At 68.1% G+C, this 13059-nt stretch carries 12 protein-coding genes; 6 read left to right on the top strand and 6 right to left on the bottom strand.

The window, feature by feature from the left end:
• Positions 1–2: 2 nt before the first annotated feature.
• On the top strand, positions 3–959 hold the full coding sequence (locus F4553_RS29115) for a hypothetical protein (protein ID WP_184842181.1): 957 nt from the start codon (positions 3–5) through the stop codon (positions 957–959).
• An 86-nt stretch (positions 960–1045) separates the two neighbouring features.
• The gene (locus F4553_RS29110) at positions 1046–1987 is read left to right on the top strand and encodes a lytic polysaccharide monooxygenase (protein ID WP_184842178.1); all 942 of its coding nucleotides are present in this window, start codon (positions 1046–1048) and stop codon (positions 1985–1987) included.
• A gap of 50 nt (positions 1988–2037) precedes the next feature.
• Here the strand turns inward: F4553_RS29110 and F4553_RS29105 are convergent, their stop codons facing one another.
• The 3 genes from F4553_RS29105 to F4553_RS29095 form a co-directional block, all read right to left on the bottom strand.
• Complete coding sequence (locus tag F4553_RS29105; RefSeq protein WP_184842175.1) at positions 2038–2613, bottom strand: YdeI/OmpD-associated family protein; 576 nt, start codon at positions 2611–2613, stop codon at positions 2038–2040.
• Between the two features lie 103 nt (positions 2614–2716).
• Positions 2717–3514 carry an alpha/beta fold hydrolase gene (locus F4553_RS29100; protein ID WP_184842172.1) on the bottom strand — a complete coding sequence of 266 codons (798 nt, stop codon included), beginning with the start codon at positions 3512–3514 and terminating at the stop codon, positions 2717–2719.
• 37 nt (positions 3515–3551) lie between these two features.
• A complete protein-coding gene (locus F4553_RS29095) occupies positions 3552–4217 on the bottom strand; it encodes a DUF4097 family beta strand repeat-containing protein (RefSeq protein ID WP_184842169.1) in 666 nt (221 codons plus the stop codon).
• Positions 4218–4467: 250 nt separating this feature from the next.
• On the opposite strand from F4553_RS29095, the gene F4553_RS29090 reads away from it, so the two are divergent.
• Positions 4468–5202: a MarR family transcriptional regulator gene (locus tag F4553_RS29090; RefSeq protein WP_184842166.1), complete on the top strand. Its 735-nt coding sequence runs from the start codon at positions 4468–4470 to the stop codon at positions 5200–5202.
• 67 nt (positions 5203–5269) lie between these two features.
• On the opposite strand, the gene F4553_RS29085 is transcribed toward F4553_RS29090, so the two are convergent.
• From F4553_RS29085 to F4553_RS29075, 3 genes are all read right to left on the bottom strand, one after another.
• Complete coding sequence (locus tag F4553_RS29085; protein WP_246467510.1) at positions 5270–6247, bottom strand: glycine betaine ABC transporter substrate-binding protein; 978 nt, start codon at positions 6245–6247, stop codon at positions 5270–5272.
• A 152-nt stretch (positions 6248–6399) separates the two neighbouring features.
• A complete protein-coding gene (locus tag F4553_RS29080) occupies positions 6400–7113 on the bottom strand; it encodes an ABC transporter permease (protein WP_184842163.1) in 714 nt (237 codons plus the stop codon).
• Positions 7110–7787: an ABC transporter permease gene (locus F4553_RS29075; protein WP_184842160.1), complete on the bottom strand. Its 678-nt coding sequence runs from the start codon at positions 7785–7787 to the stop codon at positions 7110–7112. The genes F4553_RS29080 and F4553_RS29075 overlap by 4 nt, the downstream gene beginning before the upstream one ends.
• 68 nt (positions 7788–7855) lie before the next feature.
• Between F4553_RS29075 and F4553_RS29070 the strand changes: the two genes are divergently transcribed.
• From F4553_RS29070 to F4553_RS29060, 3 genes are all read left to right on the top strand, one after another.
• Positions 7856–8728, top strand: coding sequence for a DNA-3-methyladenine glycosylase family protein (locus F4553_RS29070; RefSeq protein ID WP_184842158.1), 873 nt, complete (start codon positions 7856–7858; stop codon positions 8726–8728).
• Between the two features lie 38 nt (positions 8729–8766).
• Positions 8767–9738, top strand: a complete 972-nt coding sequence (locus tag F4553_RS29065; protein ID WP_184842155.1) for a hypothetical protein — start codon at positions 8767–8769, stop codon at positions 9736–9738.
• A gap of 66 nt (positions 9739–9804) precedes the next feature.
• Positions 9805–12918, top strand: a complete 3114-nt coding sequence (locus F4553_RS29060) for a TIM-barrel domain-containing protein (RefSeq protein WP_184842152.1) — start codon at positions 9805–9807, stop codon at positions 12916–12918.
• Positions 12919–13059 lie beyond the last annotated feature (141 nt).

The raw sequence follows: 13059 nt of genomic DNA, 5'->3' as shown, positions 1-13059 counted from the left end.
CCATGGGCTTCTACGTCGACGCATGGGACCCGGGCTTCGGCGTCAGTCTCGACTCCGAGGCGGGCGGCCCGGCCGAGCCGAGCTCTGCCAAGGTCGACCCGACCGTCGAGGTCGCCCCCGAGTCCTGGGCACCGATCGGCCCGCCACCTGGCCTTTCCCGGCCCGAGACGGTGCTCCTGCTCGACGGCGTCCGCCGGATCGACGGCTCGATCTGGACCGACTCGACCTATGCTCCACTGCCCGGCATCGCCGGCTCCTACGCGGCCGGTGTGGTGCGCTGCCGCGAGGGCCGGCTCGCCGAGATCGCATCGGCCCGGATCCGGCGCGGCCTCTTCACCGCCTCGCCCGACCAGCAAGACATCGACGCCGGTCAGGGCATCACCTATGAGATCAGCTTCCACTCGGGCGCCGACCAGATGGCGCTCAAGGCGGCGATGCAGTCGTCCCTGCTCGAACTCGAGCGCAACATCGCCACCGAGCTGCACGAGGACGGCGCGCTCACCATCGTGGACGGTCCGCTGCGCGGCCCCGGCGGATCGCCGCACTCCCTGGGCTATGTGAAGACCCAGAAGAAGCGCTACCTGCCCGAGAAGCTCCTCGGTGTCGTCGGTGCCCTGCGCTCCACCCAGCGCACCCCGATCTTCAAGATGTCGGCTCCCTGGGAGCGCTATACGTGGTACCTGCGGCAGCCCGGCAACGAGATGGCGCCCTGGTCGGGCATCGTCCGGGTCGAGTGCTCCGGTGATCTTCCCGTCGAGCGGGCGATCGAGCTCGCCGACCTCTCCACCGCCACCCTGCCCCGCTTCGCGAGCAGCACCGTCAAGGACCCTCGCGCACCGCATCAGCTCATGCCGATCGCCGGGCTGGAGAAGCAGCTCCGGCGTCTGCTCGGCGACTCCAGGCTGCTGCATCGGCGGCTGCTCACGGCATCGACGGTGCGACCCTTGTCCCTCCCTTGACCGGGAATAGTTGGCATTGATCACGGCCGGTCTTAGGCGTACCTTCTTCCTTTAGTTAAGTTTCCTAAATTATCTGAGGGGTAAGGATGCGCTTACGTTTCGCCGCATCAACTGCGGTAGCCGTCGCCGCTGTCTCCACAGTGGCCGCCGCGATGATCGCGACCGGTTCGGCCTCCGGCCACGGAACCTCCACCAACCCGGTCAGCCGGGTTTACGGCTGCTACCTCGAAGGACCCGAGTCGCCCGACACACCGGCGTGTCAGGCGGCGGTGGCAGCGGGCGGGACCCAGGCGCTCTACGACTGGAACGAAATCAACCAGGCCGCCGCCAACGGCCAGCACCGCACGCTGATCCCGGACGGCAAGCTCTGCAGCGCCAACCGCGCCAAGTACGCCGCCTTCGACGCTCCCCGGACCGACTGGCCCACGACGACCCTGCCGACCAGCGGTTCTTACACCTTCCAGTTCCGTGCCACCGCGCCGCACGTCGGCACCTTCGAGTTCTATGCCACGAAGCAGGGCTACAGCGCGACCAGCGCCCTGAAGTGGTCGGACCTCGACGCCACGCCGTTCCTGCGGGTCACCAACCCGGTCGTCAGCAACGGCTATTACACGATCACCGGCCACCTGCCCACCGGCCGCACCGGACGCCACCTGATCTACATCATCTGGCAGCGCTCCGACAGCACCGAGGCGTTCTACTCCTGCTCCGACGTGATCTTCGGCAGCGCCCCGCCGACCAGCACGCCGCCGAGCCCGTCCGCCAGCGCCAGCGTCTCTCCCAGCGCCAGCGCCTCGCCGAGCCCGTCCCGCTCCACGTCGCCGTCGGTGTCACCCAGCGCCTCGAAGTCGCCGTCGGCCTCCCCCAGCACCTCGACCGGCACCTATGCCGCGTGGGTCGCCGGTAAGGCTTACGCCATCGGCAACCGGGTCGGTTACGCAGGCAAGAATTACGAGTGCATCCAGGCACACACGTCGCTCAACGGCTGGGAGCCGCCGAACGTCGCAGCTCTCTGGAAGCTCGTCTAGGCATTACTCCCGGTGGCCCCGTCGTCCTCGGGCCGGGCCACCGGACCTCGCTAGTGCAGCGTGCGGCCCTCCGCACACATCGCGACGTAGTCGGCGATCCGCTTGGCCCTCGTCTCCGGGCGCTTCGCGTCCTGCACGCGGTAGAGGATGGCGTAGCGGTTGGCGGCCTTGAGCGTGGCGAAGAACGCCGCAGCCGCAGGGACCGCGTCGAGCGCCGCCCGCAGGTCATCCGGGACCGTCGCGTTGGCCTGGCTCTCATAGGCCGCCTCCCAGCGACCGTCGGCCTTGGCCGCCTCGACCTCCCGCAGCCCGGCCGGGCGCATCGCGCCGCTGGCGATCAGCTCGACGGCCTTGTCACGGTTGATCCGGGACCACTTGCTGCGCGCCCGGCGCGGGGTGAAGCGCTGCACCCAGAACTGCTCGTCGACGGCGCGCTTGTGACCGTCGATCCAGCCGTAGCAGAGGCTGACCTCCAGCGCCTCGGCATAGGTGACCGAGGGGATGCCGCTCTCCTTCTTGGCGAGCTTGAGCCAGACACCGTCAGAGGTCCCGTGCTGCTCGTCGAGCCAGCTCGCGAACTCCGCCCTGCTCGCGAAGGCCAGCGTGGGATCCGTGTCAGCCGTCATTCCAGCAGTCAAACACAGCCGTCCGACACGATCCGGCGCAACGGGGCGACGCCCGTCGACGGCGCCCCGCCCGGTGGGGCGCCGTCGACGGGCATAGGGGTTCTCAGCGCTTCACCTGGTCGAGGTCGGCGACCTCGCGTACGGCGTCGGCGATGGCCGGGGCGTCCTTCTTGAGGATCGCTCCGTGGTTGCTGGCGACCTTCGCACTGATCTTGATGTACGAGTTGCGGGCGGTCACCTTGTCGAGGCTGGTCCGGATGCGTTCCTGCTCATCACCCTTGCTGCCCAGGGAGGTGCCCGACGCGACGACATACCGCACCGGGACGGTGATGGCGTCGAGCACCGGACCCAGCTCGCGTTCGCGAGAGATCCTGCCGATCTCGATGTTGCTGTCGGCCTGCTCGTCGGCGGTCATCCGCGGGGCGAGCCCGGTCGGGCGCAGCAGCGGCAGGAACCAGCCCATCCGCCGGAACATCTTGCGAATCCGCTGCTCCATCGCCTCGTCGAGCCAGTCGTAGGGGAAGGCGCCGTCGACCAGGACCGCACCGATGGTCCGGTCCGGATGGCGGCTGGCCCAGTGCGCCGCCAGGAACGCCCCATAGGACCAGCCCACCAGCAGCGCCCGGTCCACTCCCCTGGCCGCGAGCACGGCATCGACATCCCGGACGGCGGCCTCGAAGGAGTAGTCCGCCGACCGCTTCGATTTCTTGCCGCGGGCCCGTTCGTCGTAGGTGATGTGCCGCCATCCCGGCCCCAGCCCGGCGATGACCCGGCGCCAGTAGCCCTGCGTAGCGAACTGCCCGTTGAGGTAGACCACCGGGATGCCCGAGCCGCCGGTGTCGGTGACGGCGAGGGCGGTGTCGTCGATCTGGACCATGCCGGTCCACTGCGCATTCGTCATGGTGATTTCTCCTGGTCAGAGGCTGGCTGGCGGCGGTTTAGAGGCTGCGGGCGGCGATGTCGCCGTGGGTGGTGGTGGCGCGGATGTCGAGCTGGGTGGTGCCGTCGTTGCGGAGCGCGTTGCTGATGTGGCCGTATCCGGTGCCGGCATCGAGGGCTGCCGAGACACCCTGGGCTGCGGCGACCGAGATGTTGCCGGACTGGGTGCTGAGCACCACCCTGCCGCTCACGGCCTCGGCGATCCGGATGTCGCCCCGCGCGGTGCTGATCTCGGCGGGGCCGTTGAGCCGGCCGACCTCGACGTCGCCGTCGATCGCGGTGAGCCGGACGCTCGCGGCCTCATCGATCTTGATCTGCCGGTACGCCCCGTCGAACACGACCTCGCCCAGGCGGCCGACGCCGCGGAGCTCGGAGCTGGCGGCCTTGGCCTCGATCCGCGAACCGGCGGGCAGCTGGACGGTGATCTCCAGGGACCCGGAGGGACCGAAGAGCTGGTTCTTGGGCTCGGCGGTGTGGATCCGCAGGACGCCGTCGGCGTAGGAGACGGTGGTCTGCTCGGCGGTCTGGACGTCGCGGTTCTTGCCGGGGTTCGCCGGCCGGACCTCGACGGTGGTGTCGGCGCGGTCCGCGGCGATGACCTGGACGCGTCCCGCGGGGATGGTCAGGACGGCGGAGATCGGGGCCGGGGTGTCGAACTTCTGCATCGTGCTCTCCCATGTTCGTTCGTTGTTTCTTACATGAGAAACGCTACGTTGCTTTCCATAATCAGGCAACACACTTGTTGCACTGTATTTGCTTAACAGCAGGCCAATACACCTATATTGTTGCAACGGTCCAGATTTCAACGCAACGATAGCCGTGCCGTACGTTGCAATGATTCAGAAGTGAACGCTATAGTGGCGCAGTCAGGGCCGTCACGAACGGCCGCCGCGAAGGATCACCAGGGAGATCGCCATGCCGGGAGGCAGACTCACCCAGCAGGAACGCCAGCAGATCGCGTCGGGGCTGGCCGACAGCCTTCCCTACGCCGAGATCGCCCGACGCCTCGACCGTCCGACCTCGACGGTCACGCGGGAGGTGATGCGCAACGGCGGCCCCAACGGCTACCGCGCCGACCTGGCCCACCGCGCCACCGAACACCGTGCCCACCGGCGCAGACCCACCTCGCCCCGGGGACCGGAGTCCGCACCTCAGCCACACGGCCGCGATGCGCAGGCGGTGGCCGACTATGAGGAGACGCTCACCACCGTGCTCATGGGTTCGGGTCTGCCGAAGATGACAGCCCGGGTGCTGACCCTGCTGTTCACCACCGATGCGGGCAGCCTCACCGCACCCCAGCTCGCCCAGCGCCTCCAGGTCAGCCCGGCCTCCATCTCCAAGGCGATCGCCTTCCTGGAGAGCCAGAGCCTCGTCCGCCGGGAGCGCGACGAGCGCCGCCGCGACCGCTACATCGTCGACGACGAGCTCTTCTATCAGGCGACGATCGCCAGTGCCCGCGCCAACGACCAGCTCGTCGCGACCGCTCGCCAGGGCATCGCCATCCTCGGCCCGCAGACCCCCGCCGCCAACCGCCTGGAGAACATCGCCCGCTTCCTCGACTTCATCAGCGAGAGCATCACCCGCTCCGCCGAGCAGGCCCGCGAGATCCTCCACACCAAGCCTGCGGCGACACCTCCCGCAAACGGATGATCGGCGCAACTCTTCAAGAGTTGCGCCGATCATCGAGCGCTGCTGCCGCGCGGGCGCGGCGGTCGCACTACAGGGTGGCGAGGCCACCGTCGGAGGAGAAGACCAGGCCGAGAGCCGCGGCCCCCGTGGTGAGCGCGGTCTTGGTCTGCGGGCCACCGGCGTCGGCCTGCTGGAAGCTGCCGAACTCGATGCCGTACTTGTCCTTCAGACCCAGCTGGCAGAACGGACGCTGCGGGCACTCGGCCGGACCGGCGAGGATCGAGGCCTTGCCCGAGCACTTGGCGGCGAAGTCCGACAGCGTCTTGACGCCGTTCTTCTCCGCGAAGGCCTTGGTCACCGCGAACGCGTTCTGGTCGGCGGCGGCCGACGGGGTGCCGACCGTGAGACCGACCTTGCCGCCCAGCTCCTTGAGCGCGGTGATCGTGGCGTCGATGTCACCGCTCGCCTTGGGCGCGGCGGTCTTGCCGTTGGCCTTCTGGTTGAGGAACTCGGTGATGGTGGCGGCGTACTCCGGGAAGACCGTCAGCTCGCCCCGCTCCAGAGCGGCCTCGTAGAGCTCGCGGTTGCCCGCGGTCTGCACGGTGGCCTTGAAGCCGGCCGCGGTGAGAGCGATCTTGTAGAGCTCGGCGAGGGTCTGGCTCTCGGAGAAGTTGGCGGCACCGATCTTCACCGCGCCGCTGCCACCGGAGAGCCCGGTGGCGAAGCCCGCCGCGGTGGCGAACTCGGCCGCCGCGACCTGCGGCGTCTTGCGGTCGATGTCGACCGCCTTGTTGAGGGCGATCAGCTTGGTGGTGTCGAGCGCGGCGGCGACCTTGTCGACCGCGGCGACGAGGGCCGGTGAGGAGCCCTTGGTGTTGATCAGAGCGACGATGTTGTCGGCGTTCTGCAGCTTCTTGTCGTCGGTGAGCACGACCAGGGAATCCCCGGCCACACCGGCGCAGCCACCGGTGGCGGCGGTCGGCGGCGCGGAGGTGCCGGAGGAGCCCGACTCACCACAGCCGGCCAGGGCAAAAGTAAGCGCGGCAGACGCCGCAGTAAAGATCAACGAAACCTTACGAGTACGCGAGGACATCAACTGTCCGCCTTCCGTGTCCCGGCGCGAGGGGTTCTCGGCCGCGTGTCCGACGGACAGGAGCAGTTCCCGTCCGACCGTTCCACCCAACCCCGTCTGCTGCCGTGAAGCAAGCTGGAAGGTGTTTACGTATTGATTACGACACGTCGCGTCCTTAATGGAGCCCGCGCCCGCAGCGGAGCCGGGGTGACCAGCCGCTGCCCGACCGCGAGCAGCGCCTCCACCGCCAGACACAGCAGCGCCACCAGCAAACCGCCCGCGAGCAGCTGTCCGCCGCCCGCGTTCATCCCCAGGCCGAAGCCCCGGCTGATGATCATTCCGAGCCCGCCGCCGTTCACAAATGACGCGAGTGTGGTGGTGGCCACTACCTGCACTGCGGTCGTCCGGAAACCGGCCGCGAGATAGGGCACGGCGAGTGGCAATTCGACGCGGAACAGCACCTGCCAGGGGTTCAGTCCCATGCCGCGCGCCGCGTCGCGTACCTCCGGATCGACCTGCCTGACTCCGAGATAAGCGTCACTCAGCAGCGGCGCGAAGGTGAAGAAGGCGAGCGAGAGGATGATCGCGGGCTGGCCGAAGCCGACCTTCGTGAGCGGCAGGATCATCAGCAGCGCGATGATCGGGATGGCCCGGGTGACGTTCGCGAGCGAGGTGAGGACCTGCCCGCCGCGCCCGATGTGGCCGAGCCACAACCCGATCGGCCAGGCCACCGCGCAGCCCAGCGCAATCGAGGCACCCGCGATCCACAGGTGCTCGCCGAGCCGGACGACGATGCCGTCGGGATTGGTCCAGTTCAGCGGGTCGTTGAGCCAGGTGATCGCGTCGGTGATCGCGCTCATGCGGTGCGCCGTCCCTTCGTCCACGGGGTGGCCACCCGGCCGCCGAGTGCGATCAGCGCGTCCAGGACCAGTGCCAGCGCGACGCAGAGCAGCGTCGCGGTGAGGATCTCCGCGCGATAGAAGTTGTTGGTGAACCCGGCGATGATCAGGTTGCCCAGCCCGCCGAAGCCGGCGATCTGGCCGACGGTGGTGAGTGCGACCGTGGAGACCGTCGCCACCCGGACACCGCTGATGATCGACGGCAGCGCCAGCCGCAGCTCGATGCGCCACAGCATCGCCGCCGAGCCGTAACCCATCCCCCGAGCGGCATCCCGGACATCATCCGGCACCTGCATCAGTCCGACCAGAGTGCTGCGTACCAGGATCAACAGCGCATAGAGCACAAGTCCAATCAGGACTGTACGCGGATGCAGCCCCGTGAACGGCGCCAGGAACGCGAAGAGCGCGAGTGACGGAATCGTGTAGAGAACGCCAGACGTGCCCAGAATCGGACCGGCGAGCCAGCTCACCCGATATGCCAGGATCGCCAGCGGAACCGCGATCAGCGTGGCGATCACCACCGCGCTGACGGTGAGCCAGACGTGCTCGGTGAGGGCGGCGAGAAGGACGTCGGAGTTGCGCTCGATGTAGGTCCAGGAGAACCAGGGATTGTCGGGGATGGTCGAGGGGGCCACGGCGAGAACGGTAACCGCAGCCGCCCGCCCGCGCGAGACGAGCCCGCCGGGCCTGCGACGATGGAGGCGTGAGACAGAGCTGGGAGCTGCCGGAACGCTACGACTTCGCGGGCACGGTCGGGCAACTCCCCCTGGGCCGGTTCGACCCGTGCGCCCGGTTCGAGGGCGGCTCGTTCTGGTTCGCCGCTCACACGCCGGACGGGCCCGGACATGTCCGGATCTGGCGGGAAGCGGACGTTCTGCACGCGGCCGGGACACCGTGGCTCGTCGAGCGGGGCGACGCCATCGCCGGGCTGCGCGACGACCTCACCGGCTTCACCGAGCTCGCCGCCGCCCACCCGCTGGTGGCACGCCTCGCCCGGGAGCACGGCGGGCTGCGGCTGCCCGCGACGGGGCTGGTGTTTCCGCGGCTGCTGCGGGCGATCTGCGAGCAGAAGATCACCGGGCAGGAGGCGTTCCGCTCCTACGCGGGGATCGTGCGGCGCTGGGGAGCACGGGTGGAGCATGACGGTCCCGAGCTGTGGATCGCGCCGGATGCGGCGACGGTCGCCGGGTTGGCGTACTTCCAGCTGCACCCGGTGGGGCTCGAGCAGCGACGGGCCGACACGCTGCGGCGCGCGGCGGCCGGGAGGACGGTCTTCCGCGACCTCGCCGAGGCGCGGCTGCGGCTGCGCGCGATCCCTGGGGTGGGGGTCTGGACCGTGGCCGAGGTGACCCGCGATGTCTACGGGGATCCGGACGCGGTGAGCGTCGGCGACTACCACCTGAAGAACCATGTGGCATATGCGCTGGCCGGCGAGGCTCGGGCGACCGACGAGCGGATGCTGGAGCTGCTGGAGCCCTTCGCCGGGCACCGCGGCCGGGTCTGCGCACTGCTCGGAAGGTCCGGCCTTTCTGCGCCCCGATATGGCCCACGGGTCACCTTGCCGACCCATATTTAGGACTGTGACGTCTCACGGCGTTTGACAGAATCGCCGACATGCGCGAATACGAGGTCCTTGTCGATATTGAAGTCGCTGATGCCCTTCATAGGCCGGCCGAAGTTCTCGTGCTGAAGCACGCCCAGGAGTTGTACGGCGTCGACCTTATGGTGGCAAGGAAGCTGGGTATCACTCCGCAGATCCTGCCGGCTATCGGAAACCACCTGCTGGTGGACGGTGCGCCAGTCATCGGAGCTCGGCGGGTGCTGTTTCTCGGCGTGCAACCGCTGGGGCTATTCGACTACGAGGGGATCAGAGAATTCGCCCAGCGCGCACTCATCGTCAGCACACTTGCGACGCCGGAGGTGCGGGAGATCTGCCTGACCCTCCACGGCGTGGGCTTCGGCCTGGACGAGGCTGAAGCTTTCGAGGCAGAACTCGCAGGCTTGTTCGAGGCAATCTCCAAAGGTGGATCACCCCGCAACCTCGAACGGATAACCTTCATCGAGCTCGACCCTCGGCGAGCAGAGCGCCTCAGCCATCTACTCGTTCGCCTAATCCCCAATAGGAAGATCACATCGGGACGGGCCAACAGCCAACCGGCCAGCAATAGACAACCGGCCGTCAACAATCCGGGCGAGCGTGCGTCGGCAGCAAAGGATCATGCTTTTATCGCCATGCCGTTCTCCGATGCTTTCGACGATCTCTTCCACTACGGCATGGCGCCCGCCATTCGAAGTGCCGGACTTCTCTGCGAGCGCATGGATAAGATCAAATTTACCGGCGACATCGTTGTGCAGATGAAGAACCGGATCGGCGATGCGCGCTTCATGGTCGCCGATCTCAGCGGCACCAATCCCAACGTCTACCTGGAAGTCGGCTACGCCTGGGGTCGCGGCGTACCCACGATCCTGGTCTGCGACGCGGACACGAAGCTGGAGTTCGACGTTCGCAGCCACAAGTGCATCCGCTACACATCCATCCGCGATCTGGAGTCCAAGCTGCGAGCCGAGATCGACCATCTTTTGTGATCTTGCAAAGTTTTGCAATATTGAAGACTCTTGACGACACCAGTTAACAAAGTGTTGCATTGACACATGCGACCATTTACCCGTGCCGTGCTGGCAGCGCTGCTGGCCTCGACCACCCTCATCCTGGTCCGACCCGTCGCGGCGGCCGCCGCGACGCCGGGCGATGTCACCGCCTTCAGCCAGTCGGGCAACACCTTCACGATCGCGGCGGGCTCGACGCAGGTCCGCGTCACCTTCGCCCGCGCCGACATCTTCCGGATCTGGCTCGCGCCGACCGGCACCTTCACCGACCCGGCCGGCACCGACATCACCATCAACACCAGCTTCGGCACGACGGGTGCGACCTGGTCGGACGCGGGCACCTACTACCGCATCAACACAGGCGCGGTGACCCTGCGGGTGACGAAGTCGCCGCTGCGCTTCGCGGCCTATCGTCCCGACAACACGACCCTGATCTGGTCGGAGTCGACCGGGCTGAGCTGGACCGGCAGCGCCACCACGCAGACCCTGACCCGGGGCGCGGACGAGCAGTTCTACGGCACGGGCCTGCGGCTGGGCGAGTGGGCGCTGCGCGACAAGACGGTGCCGATCAAGGTCGACAACGGCTGGCGGGAGAACAACAACGCCAGCCCCGCGCCGTTCTACCTCAGCACCAACGGTTACGGCGTGCTGCGCAACACCTGGGCACCGGGTTCCTACGCCTTCGGCTCGCCGGTCGCGACGACGCAGAACGAGAACCGCTTCGACGCCTACTACTTCATCGGCGACAGCCTCAAGGGGGTGCTCAACGCCTACACCGACGTGACCGGCAAGCCGTTCCTGGCGCCGCTGTGGGGTTTCGAGCTCGGCAACGCGGACTGCTTCAACGCGTCCAACCCCGACTACCAGGGTGACCACAACCGGGCCGGGCACCAGGTGACCACCGATGTCGTCGCCTACGCCCAGGAGGCCCGGACCAAGGACATGCCGTCGGGCTGGATCCTGCCCAACGACGGCTACGGCTGCGGTTACACCAACCTGCCGTCGGCCGTCTCCGGCCTCGCCGCGCAGGGCTTCAAGACCGGCCTGTGGACCTCGACCGGCCTGTCCGACATCGCCTGGGAGGTCGGCACCGCCGGTTCGCGCGGGGTGAAGACCGACGTGGCCTGGATCGGCGGCGGATACAAGACCGCCTTCACCGGCGTCAACCAGGCGGTCACCGGGATCGAGGCCAACTCCAACGCCCGCCGCTATGTCTGGACCGTCGACGGCTGGGCGGGCACGCAGCGCAATGCGGTCGTCTGGACCGGCGACACCTACGGCCAGTGGGACGACATGCGCTGGACGGTCCCCGCCGTCGCGGGTGCCGGGCTCTCCGCGCTCAACTACGCCACCGGCGACGTGGACGGGATCTTCTCCGGCAGCCCGCAGACATACGCCCGGGACCTGCAGTGGAAGGCGTTCACCCCGGCCTTCATGACGATGTCGGGCTGGGGCGCGACCAATCCGTCCGCGGGTTACAACGACAAGCAGCCGTGGCGCTTCGCCGAGCCATACCTCTCGATCAACCGCAAATATCTCAAGCTCAAGATGCGGCTGATGCCCTACCACTACACGATGAGCCGCAACGCCAACCTCACCGGCACCCCCGCGACCAGGGCACTCGTGCTGGAGTACCCGAACGACCCGATCGCCCGCGGCAACACGACGAGCGGCGAGTTCATGGCGGGCGACGCGTTCCTGGTGGCTCCCGTGGTGAGCAACACGACCACCCGCGACGGCATCTACCTGCCCGCCGGAACGTGGACCGACTACTGGACCGGCCAGGTCTACAGCGGACCGACGACGCTCAACGGCTACTCCGCGCCGCTGGACACGCTGCCGCTGTTCGTCAAGGGCGGCTCGATCGTGCCGATGTGGCCGCAGATGAACTACACCGGCGAGAAGCCGGTCTCCACCCTCACCTATGACCTCTTCCCGCGCGGCTCGTCGAGCTTCACCCTCTATGAGGACGACGGCATCACCCGCGCCTACCAGACCGGCTCGTCCGCGACCCAGCAGGTCACGGTCACCGCGCCCGCGTCGGGCACGGGCGACGTGACGGTCGCGGTCGGCGCCAGCACGGGCACCTACACGGGCAAACCCACCAGCCGGGGGTACGAGTTCACGGTGCACCTCGCCGGGGCGCCGAGCGCGATCGGCGGCCTGGCGAAGCTGACCACGAAGGCCGCCTATGACGCGGCGGCGACGGGCTGGTTCTTCGACCCCGCCGACCGCGGCGGACTGCTCTGGTTCAAGGCGGGCAGCCAGTCCGGTGCCTTCAGCCTCACGATGACCGGGGCGACCCTGCCCGTGCCCGGCCCCGGCGGTGGCGGTTCGCCGCTCATCCCGAAGACCGGCTGGTCGCTCGTCTCCGCCGACAGCCAGGAGTCCGGCACCCCCGCCGCCAACGCCTTCGACGGCAGCACCGGCACGATCTGGCACACGGCCTGGTCGGCCGGGGTCGCTCCGCTCCCCCACGAGATCCAGATCGATCTGGGTACGAGCTACTCGGTGGACTCGCTGCGCTACCTGCCCCGCCAGGACGGCGGCGTCAACGGCCGGATCGGGCAGTACGAGGTCTACCTCTCCGACTCCACCTCCGCGTGGGGCACCCCGGTGGCGACGGGTACCTTCGCCGACACCGCCGCCGAGAAGACGGTGACGTTCGGCGCGAAGACCGGTCGCTACCTGCGCCTGCGCGCCCTCGGCGAGGCGGGCGGCCGGGGTCAGTGGACCAGCGCCGCCGAGATCTCCGCCACCGGCACCGCGACCGGCGGCCCGGCCTATCCCTCTAATGTGGAACTGGTCGGCCAGGCGTCGAGCAAGTGCGTCGACATCCCCGGCGGCTCGACGACTCCCGGTACGGCGCCCACCCTCTACACCTGCCACGGTCTGGCTCACCAGCGCTGGACGTTCCAGGCCAACGGCACCCTCACCGGCAAGTCCGGCGTCTGCCTGGACGCGTCGGCGCCGATCGTCGCGATCCAGACCTGCACCACCGCGACGACGCAGAAGTGGACCGCCAATTCCGACGGTCGCATCACAGCAGCAACCGGCAAGTGCCTGACCCCGGTCGGCAACGGCACCGCCAACGGAGTCCAGCTCGAACTGCAGACCTGCACCACCAGCACCTCCCAACGCTGGACATACACCCCGTGAGAAAGTGACCTGACGGACCCGATCGACAACACGGGCCCCGGTCCGGGACCCGTGTTGTCGCCAAGATCGTCGCAACTCTTCAAGAGTTGGTCCTAACGGGCTTTTAGGACCAACTCTTGAAGAGTTGCGACGATCTTGGCT

The sequence above is a fragment of the Allocatelliglobosispora scoriae genome (assembly GCF_014204945.1).
In the GTDB taxonomy this organism is placed as follows: domain Bacteria; phylum Actinomycetota; class Actinomycetes; order Mycobacteriales; family Micromonosporaceae; genus Allocatelliglobosispora; species Allocatelliglobosispora scoriae.
This window is presented reverse-complemented; position numbering and strand designations above follow the sequence as displayed.